The organism is Micromonospora sp. GCM10011542 (genome assembly GCF_042650685.1).
Classification (GTDB): domain Bacteria; phylum Actinomycetota; class Actinomycetes; order Mycobacteriales; family Micromonosporaceae; genus Micromonospora.
Map to the genome: position 1 here is coordinate 80,705 of NZ_JBHSBO010000052.1, position 15,532 is coordinate 96,236.

The 15,532-nt window shown below is 75.6% G+C and carries 10 protein-coding genes; 4 read left to right on the plus strand and 6 right to left on the minus strand.

Annotation, left to right across the window (positions count from 1 at the left end):
- Positions 1–75: 75 nt before the first annotated feature.
- From ACFOW4_RS19990 to ACFOW4_RS20005, 4 genes are all read right to left on the minus strand, one after another.
- A complete protein-coding gene (locus tag ACFOW4_RS19990; protein ID WP_377529877.1) occupies positions 76–960 on the minus strand; it encodes an acyl-CoA thioesterase in 885 nt (294 codons plus the stop codon).
- Positions 957–2,405: a pyruvate kinase gene (gene pyk / locus ACFOW4_RS19995; RefSeq protein ID WP_377529879.1), complete on the minus strand. Its 1,449-nt coding sequence runs from the start codon at positions 2,403–2,405 to the stop codon at positions 957–959. Before pyk ends, ACFOW4_RS19990 begins: the two co-directional genes overlap by 4 nt.
- 199 nt (positions 2,406–2,604) lie before the next feature.
- Positions 2,605–4,011: an FAD-binding oxidoreductase gene (locus tag ACFOW4_RS20000; protein ID WP_377529880.1), complete on the minus strand. Its 1,407-nt coding sequence runs from the start codon at positions 4,009–4,011 to the stop codon at positions 2,605–2,607.
- Positions 4,012–4,141: 130 nt separating this feature from the next.
- Entirely contained in the window at positions 4,142–4,507 is a 366-nt protein-coding gene (locus ACFOW4_RS20005; protein WP_377529882.1) for a YciI family protein, read from the minus strand.
- A 255-nt stretch (positions 4,508–4,762) separates the two neighbouring features.
- Here ACFOW4_RS20005 and ACFOW4_RS20010 point away from each other — a divergent pair, with 255 nt between their 5' ends.
- Genes ACFOW4_RS20010 through ACFOW4_RS20020 form a run of 3 tightly spaced genes read left to right on the plus strand, consistent with a single transcriptional unit; the run spans position 4,763 to position 9,261 of the window.
- Entirely contained in the window at positions 4,763–8,419 is a 3,657-nt protein-coding gene (locus tag ACFOW4_RS20010) for a SpoIIE family protein phosphatase (RefSeq protein WP_377529885.1), read from the plus strand.
- A gap of 57 nt (positions 8,420–8,476) precedes the next feature.
- Entirely contained in the window at positions 8,477–8,803 is a 327-nt protein-coding gene (locus tag ACFOW4_RS20015) for a hypothetical protein (RefSeq protein WP_377529886.1), read from the plus strand.
- Complete coding sequence (locus ACFOW4_RS20020; protein WP_377529889.1) at positions 8,800–9,261, plus strand: hypothetical protein; 462 nt, start codon at positions 8,800–8,802, stop codon at positions 9,259–9,261. The genes ACFOW4_RS20015 and ACFOW4_RS20020 overlap by 4 nt, the downstream gene beginning before the upstream one ends.
- Positions 9,262–9,350: 89 nt before the next feature.
- On the opposite strand, the gene ACFOW4_RS20025 is transcribed toward ACFOW4_RS20020, so the two are convergent.
- On the minus strand, positions 9,351–13,388 hold the full coding sequence (locus tag ACFOW4_RS20025) for a CHAT domain-containing protein (RefSeq protein WP_377529890.1): 4,038 nt from the start codon (positions 13,386–13,388) through the stop codon (positions 9,351–9,353).
- A 221-nt stretch (positions 13,389–13,609) separates the two neighbouring features.
- Here ACFOW4_RS20025 and ACFOW4_RS20030 point away from each other — a divergent pair, with 221 nt between their 5' ends.
- Positions 13,610–14,482, plus strand: coding sequence for an aldo/keto reductase (locus tag ACFOW4_RS20030; RefSeq protein ID WP_377529892.1), 873 nt, complete (start codon positions 13,610–13,612; stop codon positions 14,480–14,482).
- Positions 14,483–14,585: 103 nt separating this feature from the next.
- Here the strand turns inward: ACFOW4_RS20030 and ACFOW4_RS20035 are convergent, their stop codons facing one another.
- A complete protein-coding gene (locus tag ACFOW4_RS20035) occupies positions 14,586–15,368 on the minus strand; it encodes a lipase family alpha/beta hydrolase (protein ID WP_377529894.1) in 783 nt (260 codons plus the stop codon).
- Between the last annotated feature and the right edge of the window lie 164 nt (positions 15,369–15,532).

Sequence of the window (15,532 nt, forward strand, 5' to 3'; positions counted from 1 at the left end):
CCCGCTGGACGGTCGTTCCCGCCCGGTACGCACCGTGCGCTCAGGTGCGTGCCGGGCGGGGACGAACCGACGGGTTCAGGCGCCGACGCGACGCAGCAGGCCTTCCTGCACGGCGCTGGCGATCTGCTGGCCGTCGGTGGTGAACATCCGACCGGTGGCCAGCCCGCGGGCACCGGAGGCGGACGGGCTCCAGCAGTCGTAGAGGAACCACTCGTCGGCGCGGAACGGCCGGTGGAACCACAGCGCGTGGTCGAGGCTGGCGCCGACCACCCCGCCGGGCCCCCAGACCTCGCCGTGCACCGAGAGCACCGAGTCCAGCAGGGTCAGGTCCGAGGCGTAGGTGAGCGCGCAGGCGTGCAGCAGCGGGTCGTCCGGCAGCTTGCCGTCGATGCGCATCCAGACCCGCTGGTGCGGGTCGGCGGGCCGGTCACCGGGGCGCACCCAGCCCGGCTCGCCGACGTAGCGCACGTCGATCGGGCGCGGGATCTGACCCCAGATGCCGAGCCGCTCCGGATAGCGGGAGAGCCGGTCGGTCATCGTCGGGACGTCCTCCGGCCCGGGCACGTCCAGCGGGGCCGGTGCCTGGTGGTCCAGCCCCTCCTCGGCGCGCTGGAACGACGCCGACATGAAGAAGATCGGCTTGTCGTGCTGCAGGGCGACCGAGCGGCGCACCGAGAAGGAGCGACCGTCACGGACGTTCTCGACCTGGTACTCGATCGGCTCGTGCGGGTCGCCGGGGCGGACGAAGTAGCCGTGCAGCGAGTGCACGAACCGCTCCGGGTCGACCGTGCGGCCGGCGGCGACCAGGGCCTGGCCGGCGACCTGGCCGCCGTACACCCGCTGCGGACCGACCGGGGGGCTCATCCCCCGGAAGGACATCTCACCGGTCGACTCGAGGTCGAGCACCTCCAGCAGCTGGTCCACCGCGGCCTGGCCGACCGCGACTCGACCGTCGCTCACTGCAGCGCCCGCGCCGACGCCGCGTCGACCAGCGAACCGAGCTGGTGCACGCGCAGGGTGTTGGTCGAGCCGGGGGTGCCGGGCGGGCTGCCCGCCACGATCACCACGTAGTCGCCCGGGTTGGCCCGGTTGAGCCCGAGCAGCGCCTGGTCGACCTGGCGGAACATGTCGTCGGTGTGCTCGACGAACGGCATCAGGAAGGTCTCCACGCCCCAGGAGAGGGCGAGCTGGCTGCGCACCTCGGGGACCGGGGTGAACGCCAGCAGCGGCAGGTCGCAGTGCAGCCGGGACAGCCGCCGCACGGTGTCACCGGTCTGCGAGAAGGCGACCAGCGCCTTGGCGCCGATGGCTCGGGCGATCGAGGAGGCGGCGACGGTGAGCGCGCCACCGTGGGTACGCGGGTCGTGCTGCAGCCGCGGCACACCGATCGAGCCGCCCTCGGTGGTCGTCACGATCTTGGCCATGGTGCTGACGGTCAGCACCGGGTACTTGCCGACGCTGGTCTCGCCGGAGAGCATGACCGCGTCCGCGCCGTCGAGCACCGCGTTGGCCACGTCGGAGGCCTCGGCGCGGGTGGGGCGGGAATTCTCGATCATCGAGTCGAGCATCTGGGTGGCCACGATGACTGGCTTGGCGTTCTCCCGGCACAGCTGCACGGCCCGCTTCTGCACCAGCGGGACCTGGTCCAGCGGCAATTCCACGCCCAGGTCGCCACGGGCCACCATCACGCCGTCGAAGGCCAGCACGATGGCCTCGAGGTGGTCCACCGCCTCCGGCTTCTCGACCTTGGCCAGCACCGGGCGGTGCACGCCCTCCTCGGCCATGATGCCGTGCACGAGCTTGATGTCGTCGGCGGAGCGGACGAAGGAGAGCGCCACCAGGTCGACCCCGAGCCCGAGGGCGAAGCGGAGGTCCTCGGCGTCCTTGTCCGACATCGCCGGCACGCTCACCGCGACGTTTGGCAGCGAGATGCCCTTGTTGTTGGAGACCGGGCCGCCCTCGGTGACCAGGACGCGGATGTCGTTGCCGGTGACGTCGCTGACCTCGACGGCGACGCGGCCGTCGTCGATCAGCAGCCGGTCACCGGGCTTGACCTCCTGCGGCAGCTTGCGATAGGTGCAGGAGACCCGGTCCTTGGTGCCCAGGATGTCGTCGCCGGTGATCACCACCGAGTCGCCGGTGCGCCACTCGTGCGGGCCGTCGGCGAACTTGCCGAGGCGGATCTTGGGCCCCTGCAGGTCGGCCAGGACCGCCACCGGACGGCCGGCGGCCTCGGACGCCTCCCGGACCAGCCGGTAGACCGCCTCGTGGTCGGCGTGGCTGCCGTGGCTGAAGTTGAGTCGCGCCACGTTCATGCCGGCCTCGACGAGACCCCGGATGCGCTCCGGAGAGGAGGTCGCGGGACCAAGAGTGCAGACGATCTTCACACGGCGTGTCACGCCCATCAGGCTAATCTCTCCTTCAGGTCGGACTGCGGGCCGACCCCTTGCGGACAGCGGAACAATTGTCCAACGACGCGCGGTACGCGCGTGGCCGGCGGGCGGAACCGCACCGGAACGTTGTGGCAGCGGGCAACGGCGACCGCGCGCCGGGAATCGTACGCCTCCACGGCCGCCGACCCGGCGGGTGCTCCCGTTCGACCGGTCAGCCGGGGTGCGTCGACGGCGGCAGGGTGGGCACGGCGGAGAGCACGTGGCGCGGGTCGTAGCGGTGCTTGGCCCGGCGCAGCCGCTCCCAGTTGGCGCCGTAGGCCAGCCGGACCCGCTCGGTCTCCTCGGGGGCGAGCAGGTTGGGGTAACCGCCGGGCAGGGCGTGCGGGGCCAGGGCCGCCGAGGTCCGCTCGGCCCACTGCCGGTGCGCCCCGGGCGACCCGGTGGGCGCCCAGACCGCGATCACCTCGGCGAGCAGGTGGTCGGCGCGCAGCGCGAACGCGGTGTCGCCGGGCCGAACCCGGCTGGCCGTACCGTGGAAGTGGTGCAGGGCCAGTGCGGAGAACGGCGAGCTGATCTCCCGGGCGGCGGCGACCAGTGCGTCCAGCGCGCCGTCGGTGAGTTCCGGCAGCCAGCGGGTGCGGAGCAGGTAGTGGTTGCCGTCGGCCATTCCGCCGTCGAACATCCGCAGCGCATCCGCGTACGGCAGGGGGCCCACCTGGTCGACCAGTGGGGTGCCGAGCCCGCGGAGGCGCCGCATCCACGGCAGCCCGGCGTCCAGGTCCGGGCCGCTGTAGAACGGGCAGACGAAGACCACCGGCTCGCCGGCCGGGCCGGGCAGGAAGCCGGCCATCACGGTCAGCTCGTCCGGGGCCTCGGTGAGCAGCGCACGGTAGCCGCGCAGCACGGCGGGCGCCTCGGCCAGCGCGAACATGATCATCCCGGCCAGCACCGCCGGCAGCCGGTGCGCCCGGTAGCGCAGCTCGGTGACCACACCCAGGTTGCCGCCGCCGCCACGCAACGCCCAGTACAGCTCGGCGTCGTGGTCCGCGTCGGCGGTGACCCGGCGGCCGTTGGCGAGCACCACCTCGGCGCCGAGCAGGTTGTCCAGGGCCAGCCCGAACCGGCCGCAGAGCGGGCCGTACCCGCCGGCGAGGGTGAGCCCGGCCATGCCGACGTCGCGGACCACGCCGGTGGGCACCACCAGGCCGTACGCGGCGGTGGCGGCCAGCACGTCGGCGGCGCTCGCGCCACCGGCCACGGTGACGGTGGCCGCGTCCGGGTCCACCCGTACGGCCCGCAGGCCGGTCAGGTCGAGCACCAGGCCGCCGTCGCGCAGCGCCCGGCCGGCCCAGTCGTGCCCGCCGGAGCGGACCGACAGCGGCAGGTGGCAGGCGGTGGCGATGCGGACCGCGCCGGCCACCTCCTCGGCGTCCAGGCAGTGCGCGACGAGCGCGGGAGCGGTGTCCACGGCGGCGTTCCAGAGCCGGGTGGCGGCGGTGAAGTCCGGGTCGTCGGGCTGCCAGAGCCGGTCGCCGAGCAGGACACGCAGCCGGGCGGTGGCGACGGAGATGTCCGGGCTGGTGGCCGACGGGACGTCGGGAAGGGCGGCGGAGGTCATGGCGACTCCTCGACCGGGGCCGGCCGGTGGCGCCGGGTGCGCCCCGACGGCGGTCCTCGCTGGGCGCGACCGTAGCACCGGCGGCCGGGCGGGCACCGTCACCATGACGACAGCAGCCGATGGGCCGCGCTCAGCTCTGCGTCTTGACCAGCGGGAACTCCAGCGAACCGGCCGGGCAGAGGAAGGTCAGCACGTCCACCCGGTAGAGCCCGGCCTGCACCGCCGGGTCGGCCTCCAGCACGCTGCGTACGTCCTCCACGGAGCCGGTGCGGGCCAGGCCGAAGCCGATCGGCGGGTCGGGATTGCGGGCCGGCCCGTCCACCGAGCCGGAGACCAGGATGATGCCGCGACGCTGCAACGCCTGGATGTGCTCGGCGTGCTCCGCCTGGAGCCGCTGCACGGTCTCGGCGGGCAGGGCCCGCGCGGCCGCGCCGGGGTAGAGGACGATGCACTCGTACGTGTCGAGCGCGAAGTCGACCTGCGGCACTCCCGCCATGGGTGATCCCTCCGCCGTCCGGCCGGGACGCGCCGGCCCGGACGTCCGGGCCGGTGTCGGCGGCACCGGCCCAGCGTCGCACGCCCGGCGCGGCCGCAACGGACGCTCCGGGCAACTGGGCCGGCCGGGCCCCCGCGCCGCTCCCTCACGCCGCGTGGCACGGGGACCGCAAGATCGACCGAGGTCGACGGTGTCCGGCGCTGGTACGGTCCGACTGATGGGCACGAGTCTGCGGCGCCGAGCGGAGGTCCCAGGGTGACCGACTCCCCGTCCGCCGCCGCACCGGCGGACGGCTCCCGGTGGCGGGCGGTGTTCGCCGCCGGTGGTCAGATGGGTGCCCGCGTCGCCGGGCACGACTGGTCGGGCACGCCCCTGGGTCCGCCGCACTCCTGGCCGCAGAGTCTGCGCACCGCCGTGAGCCTCTGCCTGCACTCCCCCTCACCCGTGCTGCTGTGGTGGGGCCCGCAGCGGGTGCTGATCTACAACGACGCCGGTCGGCCGATCCTCGGGAAGGCCGACCCGGACGCGCTGGGCCGCCCGGGCGCGCAGGCGTGGCCGCAGGTGTGGGACGTCCTCGGCCCGGTGCTCGACGGAGTGCTGGCCGGAGCCGCTGTCCGCTCCTCCGCCGACCAGCGGCTGCCGCTCGACCCCGACGGCTCCGGGCGGGAGCGCCACGTCGACCTCTCGCACGGCCCGGTCATGGACGAATCTGGCCGCCCTGGCGGGGTGTTCACCACGGTCACCGGCACCACCGAGGGCGGGGCCGGCGATCGACCCGAGCCCGCACCGGCCGACCGGCGGCGGGCCGACCGGCGGTTCCGCACCCTCGTCGAGGCGTCCACCGCAGTGGTGTGGACCGGCGACGCGAACGGGTTGATCGACGCACCGCAGCGGTCCTGGGAGGCGTACACCGGGCAGCGGTGGCCGCGCTACGCGCGCAGCGGCTGGTCGGCGGCGCTGCACCCGGGCGACCGCCGGCGGGTGGTGGCCGCCTGGCGGGCCGTCCGGACCGCCGACGCCGCGCTGTTCGAGGTGGAGGCCCGGCTCTGGCACGCCCCGAGCCACGGCTACCGGCACGTGGCGCTGCGCGCCGCCGGCCTGCGGGACGGCACCGGCGACATCACCGAGTGGATCGGCACCATCTACGACACGCACGACCGGGTGACCGCCGAGTCGACCGCCCGGCGCAGCGCGGCGATCAGCGAGGCGCTGCTGGCCGCCTCCCCGGTCGGCTTCGGCCTGGTCGACACCGAGCTGCGCTACCTGCAGGTCAACCCGGCGTTGGCGGCGCTGGACCGGCTGCCCGCCGAGGCCCACCTCGGGCGGCGTCCCACCGAGGTGCTGGGGGCGCACGCCGGCCGGATCGAGGAGCTGATGCGCCAGGCGCTCGACCGCGGCCCGATCGTCGGGGTGGAGCTGGAGGTCGAGGCGCCGGACCGGCGGCAGCACCTGGTGCTGAGCCACTTCCCCATCCGCATCGCCAGCACCGGCGAGCTGGTCGGGCTCGGCTGCACCGTCGTCGACGTCAGCGAACGTAGCCGGCTGCTGGACGCGCTGGGCGAGCAGCGGGCCCGCTACGAGCGGCTGGCGGCGACCGACGTGCTGGCCGTCTTCGGTGGCGAGGAGAACCGCGTCACCGAGGCCAACGACGCCTTCCTGACCATGCTCGGGTACACCGCCTGCGACGTGGCCGAGGGGCGGCTGGACTGGCGGGAGCTCACCCCGCCGGGCTGGGAGGTCGCCGACGAGCGGGCGCTGACGGAGCTGGCCACGGCGGGGCGGGCCCGCGCGTACGCCAAGGAGTACCGGCACCGCGACGGGCACCGGGTGCCCGTGCTGATCGGGGTGGTCGCGCTGGAGCGCGAGCCGTTGCGCTGGCTGGCGTACGCCACCGACCTGACCGCCGAACGGGCCACCCAGGCGGAGCTGCGGCTGTTCCAGGCGCTGGTGGAACGCTCCGGTGACCTCATCGCGGTGGCCACCCCGGACGGTCGGGCGGTCTACCTCAACCCGGCCGGGCGGACGCTGATCGGCCTGGACGACGACGCCGACGTGGCGGAGCTGCGGCTGGTCGACGTCGCCGCGCCGGAGGTGCCCGACGTGTGGCGGCAGGAGTTGATCCCGGCCGCGCTGCGGATCGGACACCACCGGGCGGAGAGCCGGCTGGTGCCGCTGCACGGGGGCCCGCCGTTCGATGTGGACCATCAGACCTTCCCGGTGACCACCAGCGACAGCGGGGACACCACCGCGTTCGTGGCGACGGTCGCCCGCGACGTCAGCGACCGGCAGCGGGCGCTGCGCCAGGCGGAGGCGCTGTCCCGGCTGGCCGGCGCGTTGAGCACCGCGCGGGGCCGCGCGGCGGTCGTCGACGCGGTGGTGCGGACCGCCCCGGCGGTCGTCGACGGTGCCAGCGTCCGCGTCGCCCTGGTCGATCCGCTGGCCGGCGTCCCGGACCTGACCCACGCCAAGCCGGGCGCGGCAGGCCCCGACGCGGACGAACCGCTGAGCCGGGCGATGCGCGACAACGTGGCGGTGCCGGTGACCGGGACGGATGGCACGACGACGGGGCTCAGCGTGCCGCTGCGGCACGGCGACGGCGGGGCGCTGGGCGCACTGGAGGTGCGCTGGGACCGGCCGGTGGGCGACGACGAGGGTCTGGTCAACCTGCTGGAGACCGTGGCCGGGTTGTGCAGCCAGGCCCTGCAACGCGCCGAACTGGGCGACTCGGCGCAGGCGATGGCGGACTTCGCCGCGCGGCTGAGCGTGACCCGGTCGACCAGGGAGGCGATCGGCGTCATCCTGACCGCCGCGCCGGTCGCGCTCGGCGCGGTGCTGCCGGGCCTGGCCATCCGCGAGGAGGGACGGCGGGTCCGACTCTGGCACGCCGACGTCCCCTCGTCCCTGGCCGCCACCTTCGAGGACCTGACCATCGACGACCCCCGGCCGATCGCCCGGGCGCTACGCACCGGCGAGCGGATCGTGATCCACGACCGGGCCGAGTTCGCCCGACGGTTCCCCGGCCTACCCGACCCGGTCGGCGCGCACGGCCTGGTGACCACGGTCGCGCTGCCGCTGCTGGACGCCCAGCGCCAACCGATCGCCGCGCTGGGCTTCGGGTGGCGACGGGAACGAGCGCTGCGCGACGGCGACCTGGCCCTGCTGGACACCATCGCCGACCTGTGCGAGCAGACGCTGGAGCGGACCCGGCTGGCCGCCGCCGAGCACAACCTGGTCACCCGCCTGGCGGGGCGGCTGCGCACGTCGGCGCGCAGCGTCCCGGCGTCGCTGGCGGTGGCCACCCGGTACGCGCCGGCCATGAGCGGCCTGCACCTGGGCGGCGACTGGCACGACCTGGTCCTGCTGGACGGTGACCGGCTCGCCGTGGTGGTCGGTGACGTGGTCGGGCACCGGGTGGAGGCGGCGGCCGACATGGCGCAGCTCCGCACGATGGTGAACACCCTGATCCGGCTGGGCGTGCCGCTGGGCGAGGTCTTTCCCCGGCTCACCGACCTGCTCGGCACGGCCTTCCTCGGCACCTGCCTGGCGATGACCGTCGACCCAGCCGCCGAGCGGGTCGACGTGGCCCGGGCCGGGCATCCGCATCCGGTGCTGGTCCGTCCGGGTCGACCGCCCGAGCCGGTGCACACCACGCACTCGCTGCCGTTGGGCATGGTGCGCGAGCCGATGACCGTCGCCACGGCGCCGTTCTGCCCGGGTGACCTGCTGATCGCGTACACCGACGGGCTGGTGGAGCGGCGCAACCAGCCGTACGACGCGGGGGTGGCCGCGCTGCACGAGGTGATCGAGTCGGTGCGCGACGAGCCGGTGGGTGCGATCGCCGACGCGGTGATGGCCGGGCTCGCCGGCTCCGAGGACGACCAGGCCCTGGTGGTGATCCGACACGTCGGCTGACCCCGGCGCCGTCGCCGGCTACCGTGGACGGTCCGGTACGGCGGCGGGAGGTCTCGGGTGGGCGGGAACGGTCCGGTGGCGGGTCCGCTGCCATACGCGGAGGTCACCGACGAGGCGTACGCCGAGCGGGCCGCGGCGGGCTTCACGGCGCAGGAGTTCGGGTCGGCGGTGCTGCTCAGCGGACTGTGCCCGCGCTGCCACCATCCGACGACCAGCACATTGGTGGACGAGCTGTACCGGCGGGCGGAGCAACCCGCGGCTCCGGCCGGGGAGCCGGGCCACCACACGGTGCTCTGCGAGTGCGAGGCGGAGCATCCGTCCCGCCCGGAGGGGCTGCTCGGCTGCGGTGCCTACTGGACGCTGCGGCTGGAGGTCGAGGCGTGATCCGGCTCCAGCCCGGTCCACCCGCCACGGTGGCCGACCTGCGCCGGGCGCAGCACCTGGCCGGGCTGCTGCGCGGCGAGTTGCAGCGGATCCGCGCCGCCGCGCTGGCCTGGCGCAACGGCCTCGGTGGGCTGCTGGTCGCGCTGGTCGGCTTCAGCCTGATCCGGGGCCGCTCCGACGTCACCACCCTGGCGCCCGGCTGGGGGCCGCTGGTCGGGGTGCTGCTGCTCGCCGCGCTGGGCGCCGGGGTGGGTGGCGCGCTGACGCTGCTGCGCGCGGCCCACGGCCCGCTGTCGGTGACCCCGGTGGCCGCCGTCGCGCCGGCCCCGCTCGGCGACCACCAGGAGGCCCTCGCCGCGGTCCGGGCACTGCGTACCGGCGTGGGGCTGGTGCTGCTCTGCACCGCGTTGCTGGTCGCCGCCGTCGGGGTGACCTGGTACGCCCCCGCCGCCGGCTGACCGCTGGTCGGCCTGACCGGCAGACGGTCGGGGTGACCTCGTACGCCCCCGCCGCCGGCTGACCAGGGCCGCCGGGCCCGGTGGGTGGATCAGGGGCCGAGGTGGGCGTACCCGGCCCAGGCGTCGGGCAGCGTGGGCAGGTTCTCGCGGAGCCGGCGGACCGCCCGGTGCAGGGCCGCCGCCGCCCGGTCCGGCTCGATCCCGCCGGGCACCGAGAGGCCGGCGTAGAGGTCGGCGCAGAGCTCGACGGTGAGACTGTCCGAGATGGACCAGAGCGCCCCGATGACGTGCCGGAACCCGGCGAGCTGGAACGCGGTGCCGAGGGTGAGCGCCTCGTCGGGCAGGGCCGCCCCGCCCCGTACCGTCTCGCACGCGGAGAGCACGGCCAGCGCGGCCGGGGTGCCGGCGGGTCGCCACAGGTCCCGCACGTGCAGTGGCCCGCCGGCCAGCGCGAGCCGTCCCCAGGCCGGGGCGGCCAGGTCCTGCGTGCCGTGACAGGACAGGTGGGCGACCGGCTGGTGGGGCAGCGCGGCGAGCACGGCCGCCGGGGTGGCCGCCGGACCGGTGAGTGAGCGGACGCGCGGCAGGTGCCGGCGCACGATCTCCTCCTCCCGGACGACTCCGGGCAGGTCGGCCAGGCCGGGCGTGTGCGGCATGCCGACGACCAGCGCCGACCCGACGGGCTCCGGCCGCGCCGGGACCCCCCGCCGGGCGTGCGCGAGTGCCCGCAGCGAGGCCGTGTACGAGGGCACCACCCGGTCCAGCACCCCGTCGCCTCCGGCGAGCGGGCCGGCCGCGTGCAGCGGTAGCAGCGTGAGCAGCCCGGTCGGGCACCACCACAGCCGGGGCCCGGCCGCTTCCGGGGACGAGCCGTCCGGGCCGGACGCGCTGGCGGGCCGGGTCGGGCCGATGGTGTCGAGCACCGGCGCGGCGATCACCCGCCACAGCCAGTCCAGGGTCTGCCGCAGCACGGACCGGGCCGCGGACCGGCGCCGCTGCGCCTGCCTCCCCGAGCCCTCCGCCGTGCCGGTGAGCACCTCGATCGCGCTCAGGAAGGCGGCCACGCGGGTCACCAGCTCGGCCAGGGTCAGGCCGGGCAGCGGCACCACGGTCACCTCACCGTCGGCCACGACCAGCGCGTCGCAGCGCCGGGCGGCCACGTTCACCAGCACCACCGGGCCACCGGCGGCGGCCCGGGCGAGGTCGTCGAACGGCGGCGGGCGGAGGAAGTCGGCGAGGCCGCGCAGTGCCCGGATCTCGGCCAGGAGCTCACGGCGACGCGCCGCGAGGTCGTACCGCCGCTCCGCGCCGGCCGAGGGCGGTGCGGTGCCGGCGTCGAGGGGCGATGCGGTGCCGGCGTCGAGGGGTGGAGCGGTGCCGGCGTCGAGGGGTGGAGCGGTGAAGCCGTCGAGGGCGGCCTGGAGGTCGGCGAGCCGGGTCGCCAGCTCCGGCGCCCGGGCACGCAGGGCGGCCAGGTCGGCACCGGCGTCGTGTGCCCGGGTGAGCAGCACGCCGCGGCCGTACTCGAGCAGCTCGACCGCGCGTCGCGGCCGGTCGAGGGCGATCGCGACCGCCGCAGCGTCACTGGCCAGGCCGGGGAACCGCCCGAGCAGGCGGCCCTGGTCGCCCGGGTCCATGCCGTGCCAGGCCACCAGGTCGATCAGCTCGATCGCGGTGGCGTACCCGTCGAGCGCGGCCGGCAGGTCGCCCGCGGCGGCGGCGTGGCCGGCGTACCGGCGGGCCGCCACCGCCCGCAGCAGCGACGGAGCGGACTCCACCGCGGCCGCCGCGCGCAGGGCCTGCGTCGCCTCGGCCAACTCGGCGGGTACGTCGGCGGCCGACGCGTCCCGATCCGGTGCCGCCACCGCCTCCAGGGCGGTGGCGAGGTTGCTCAGGCACATGGTGCGGGCGGGGTGCTCGGGGGCGAGCGCGTCGACCGCCGCCCGGTAGGCGGTCAGCATCTCCACGGCGTCCGTGCTGTCGGGGTCGGCCCGGAAGCGCAGCAGCAGCGCGTTGCCGAGATTGGTGCTGATCCGGTGCCGCTCGGCGCTGGCCGCCGGCAACCGCTCGCCCAGCTCACGGAACAGCCGGATCGCCTCGTCGAGCGGCGCCCGGTCACCCCGCAGCCGATGGGTGAGCAGGTGTGCGACGGCGAGGGTCCCGACGGCCTGCGCGTACGCGGTCTCGTCGGCCTCCCGCTCGGCCAGCTCGGCGGCCTCGCGCAGGGCGGCCACCGCGGTCTCGGCGTCGTGGGCGACGCCGGCCGCGACCTCGTCGGCGGGTGCGCCGCCGGCGGGCAGCGCACCGTCGACGGCCAGCTCGACCCGGCGGTTCAACGCGGACCCGTAGTTGGTCAGCCCGAGCAACCGGTCCGGGTGTCCGGACGGGGTGCCCTCGGCCACCTGCCGGAGCACCTCGATGGCCTCGGTCAGGGTGGCCAGGTCCTGGGTCGCGGCGAACAGGCCCTGCAACACCAGGCCCAGGTTGGAACGGTACGCGTGCCGCTGCGGCGCGTCCGGTGCGGCGGCGGCCACCGCGGCCCGCAGCGCCACGGCGGCCGGCTCCAGCAGGGCCGGCTCCCCCGCCTGGTCGGCCAGCTCGCGCAGGGTGTTGCCCAGGTTGTTCGACACGTGCGCGCGCAGCGGGTCGTCACCGGGCAGCGACCGCTCCGCCTCGACGAGCACCTCGCGGGCCTCCCGCAGCGCGCGTACGCCGCCCACCTCCCGATGCCCCTGCCCGAGCGCGTAGCCGAGGTCGGCGAGCCAGCGCGCCCGTCCGGTCGGCTGGGCGGCGGCGAGCCCCGCCCGCAGCAGCCCGACCGCCTCGGTGAGGTCGTCGGCGCGCCGCAGCCGCTCGTACCGGCTGATCAACGTCGTGGCGAGAAGCCGCCGCAGCTCGTCGTCGTCTTGCGGGCCGGCGGCGACCGCCACGCGGTACGCCTCGATCGTCGCGTTCAGGTCTGCGGGGTCCGCGCTGGCCTCGTGCCGGTCGCCGAGCAGGGCGGCCAGCCCGACCCGTGCGACGCCGGCCAGCTCCGGGTCGAGCCCGCCGAACCCGGCCAGCGCCGAGCGGTACGCCTCGATCCCGGCGTCCCGGTCGGCCGGCGCGCGGTCGCGCAGGAACCGTTCGGAGAGCATCGTGCCGTGCAGCGCGGCCATGCGCGGGTCGCCGCCGGAGCGGGCCGCGCCCAGCGCCCCGACCGCCTCGTCGAGGTCGGCTGGCCGGCCGCGCAACCGCCACCGCTCGCGCAGCCGCTGGCCCAGGTTGGTCTGCGCCATGGCGCGGACGGAGGCGCTGACGCCGGCGGCCCGGGACGCCTCGCGCAGCAGCGTGATCGACTCGTCCAGCGCCGCCGGGTCGCCGTCCAGCTCGTACCGGTCGCCCAGCGCGTTGCCGAGATGGAACAGCCGCACCGGGCGCTCCGGGTCGCCGGGCGGGGTGGACTCCAGGCTCTCCCGGTGCGCCTCGATCGCGGGCCGCAGGGCGCCGGGCCGACGTAGGTGCAGGTACTGGTCGCGGTGCACCCGGCCGAGGGCGGACAGGTAGTGCGGCCGCTCCGGGGAGCCGGGCGGGGTGTCGGCCAGCGCCTGCCGCAACAGCGCCTCGGCGCGGTCGGCCACCCGGTAGTCGCGGTCGGTCTCCGCGGCGGCCATCAGCATGACCGCCTCGACGTACCGCTCACCCGCCGCGTCGTGGTCCGACCCGGGGGTACGCCGGCCGGCGGGGGTCGGGCCGGCGGGGGTCCGGGCACCGGGGATGCGGGTGCTGCCGCCCGGCGGCGGCCGGTGCGTGTGCAGCATCGTCAGCATCGACGGCGGCACCCGCTGCGGGGCGTAGCGCAGCAGGAACTCGGTGAGCTGGACGGCCTGGTGGAGCTCGTCGGCGTCCGCACCGGGCGGCAGCAGTTGGTAGCGGTACCAGTGCAGGCAGGCGAGATGGAAGACACCCTCGGCGACCCGCTCGGACAGCGGCCCCGCCGGGTCGTTGGCGGCGAGCAGGTCGATCACCGCCGCGCCGTCGCGGATCGCGTCCGAGTCGAACACCAGCCGACGGTCGTCGGTGGCGCAGAAGCGTTCGAGCCGCTCCCGCAGCCGGTCCACCGGGTCGGACCTGAACCGTCGCCACATCGCGCCTCCCCGGGGCCGGCCACACCGACTGGGATCATGCGTAGCAGAGCGGACACAACGCGCGCCAGCAGAACAGCGACCCGAATCGGGCCCGGTCGGGCAGGCGCCGTGTCGCCGCCCACACTCGGCAGTTCGGCGGTACGACCGCCCGGCGCGGGGGGACCATCACCGGGAGGTGGCGGACGCGCTCCACCGCCACGACGACACGATTGGGGATCCGCATGACTTCCGACGTCAGCAAGCAGCCCGCGAAGGCCTCCGGCAGCTACCGGATCGGCGGGGACCTCACCGTCGATCGGCTCGGGTACGGCGCTATGCAGCTCACCGGGCCCGGCGTGTGGGGCGACCCGAAGGACCCGGCCGAGGCGGTCCGGGTGCTGCGCCGCGCGGTCGAGCTGGGGGTGACGTTCATCGACACCGCCGACTCGTACGGCCCGTTCGTCTCGGAGCTGCTGATCCGCGAGGCCCTGCACCCGTACGCCGACGACCTGGTCATCGCGACCAAGGGCGGGTTCACCCGCTCCGGCCCGGGCGACTGGCGCCCGGTGGGCCGCCCCGAGTACCTGCGCCAGCAGTGCGAGCTGAGCCTGCGCCACCTCGGCCTGGACAGCATCCCGCTCTACCAGCTGCACCGGATCGACCCGCAGGTGCCGCTCGCCGACCAGCTCGGCGAGCTGGCGCTGCTGCGGCAGGAGGGCAAGATCCGGCACATCGGGCTCTCGGAGGTGACCGTCGCCCAGATCGAGGAGGCCCGCGAGATCGCCACGATCGCCTCGGTGCAGAACCTCTACAACCTGGCCAACCGCAGCGCGGAGGACGTGCTGGAGTACTGCGAGCGCAACGGCCTGGCGTTCATCCCCTGGTTCCCGATCGCCACCGGCGAGCTGGCCCGACCGGGCGGTCCGCTGGACACGATCGCCGCCGGGCACGAAGCGACGCCCGCGCAGCTCGCGCTGGCCTGGCTGTTGCGCCGGTCGCCGGTGATGCTGCCCATTCCCGGTACGTCCTCGGTGGCGCACCTGGAGGAGAACGTCGCGGCGGCCGAGGTGCGGCTCACCGACGACGAGTACGAGGCCCTGGCCAAGGCGGCCTGAGCACCGCGGGGGCCGGGTGTCGCCGAGGACACCCGGCCCGGCGGTGGGCGCCGGCCGGCGGGGCGACCGGACCAGCGCGCACGGGCCGCGCCGGTGGCCCGGGTCAGAGCGCGAGGCAGTTCGGCCGGACCGGGCCGTCGACCAGGGCGCCTCGGACGATGGTGTACGCGGTGCCGTCCAGCACCAGGCCGAGGTGCCCGACCACCCGCAGCGGGCAGTACGCCTGGATCAGCACGTTGGTGGCCCCGTCGCTGAGCACGGCGTTCCCGGTCGGCCGGACCAGCTCGTCCTGCAGCGTCCGCACCGTGGTGTAGCGCACCGCGCCGGGGGTGTCGTCGCCGGCGTTGAGGTCGGCGAGGAACGCCGAACCGATCGTCATCTGCTGACAGGCGACGATGCCGGCGCAGGTGCCCACCCCCAGGAACGCCACGATGTTCGCCACGTACGTGCCGTACTGCGGTGAGCCGAGGCTGACGTACCGGCCGACCGCGCCGGTGCCGCCGAGCCGCTTGAGGTAGTAGCGGGACACCAGGCCGCCCTCGGAGTGGGCGACCACGTCCACGGTGGCCGCGCCGGTGCTGGCGCGGACCCGCTCGACGTAGCCGGCGAGGGCGCGGGCGGAGGCGGGGATGTCACCGAGGCCCAGCCCGGGCAGCTGGTAGATGAAGACCCGGTAGCCGTCCCCCCGCAGGCGGGCGGCGATCGGCTCGTACGCGACGGCGACCCCGCTGAGCCCCCCGACGACGATGACCGGGTTGGCGGCCGCAGCGGTGACGACCGCTGTCGGGGTGGCGCGCTCGGGTGCCGCGCTCGCCGTCGTGGCGGGGGCGAGCAGGGCGGCGGCGGTGGTGAGGACGAGGACGAGGACGGTCTTTCGGAGCAGCATGGCTGCACCTCCGGGGGGAGGCACCCGGCGAACCGGGCTGGTGGGTGGGGGTGTCCGGTCGACCGTGCGACGATGATGCCCGCAACAATTTAGAAACGTCAATGACTTGTTACGCGCCGGTAACCCGTTGTTCCGCCCCCGGCGTAATTCCGCATATCGGACCT

Excerpts from the sequence above, each read along its gene's own strand:
- ACFOW4_RS20030 (WP_377529892.1), top strand. The coding sequence starts at position 13,610 with ATGACTTCCGACGTCAGCAAGCAGCCCGCGAAGGCCTCCGGCAGCTAC.
- ACFOW4_RS20035 (WP_377529894.1), bottom strand. The coding sequence starts at position 15,368 with ATGCTGCTCCGAAAGACCGTCCTCGTCCTCGTCCTCACCACCGCCGCC.
- ACFOW4_RS20000 (WP_377529880.1), bottom strand. The coding sequence starts at position 4,011 with ATGACCTCCGCCGCCCTTCCCGACGTCCCGTCGGCCACCAGCCCGGAC.
- ACFOW4_RS20025 (WP_377529890.1), bottom strand. The coding sequence starts at position 13,388 with ATGTGGCGACGGTTCAGGTCCGACCCGGTGGACCGGCTGCGGGAGCGG.
- ACFOW4_RS20005 (WP_377529882.1), bottom strand. The coding sequence starts at position 4,507 with ATGGCGGGAGTGCCGCAGGTCGACTTCGCGCTCGACACGTACGAGTGC.
- pyk (WP_377529879.1), bottom strand. The coding sequence starts at position 2,405 with ATGGGCGTGACACGCCGTGTGAAGATCGTCTGCACTCTTGGTCCCGCG.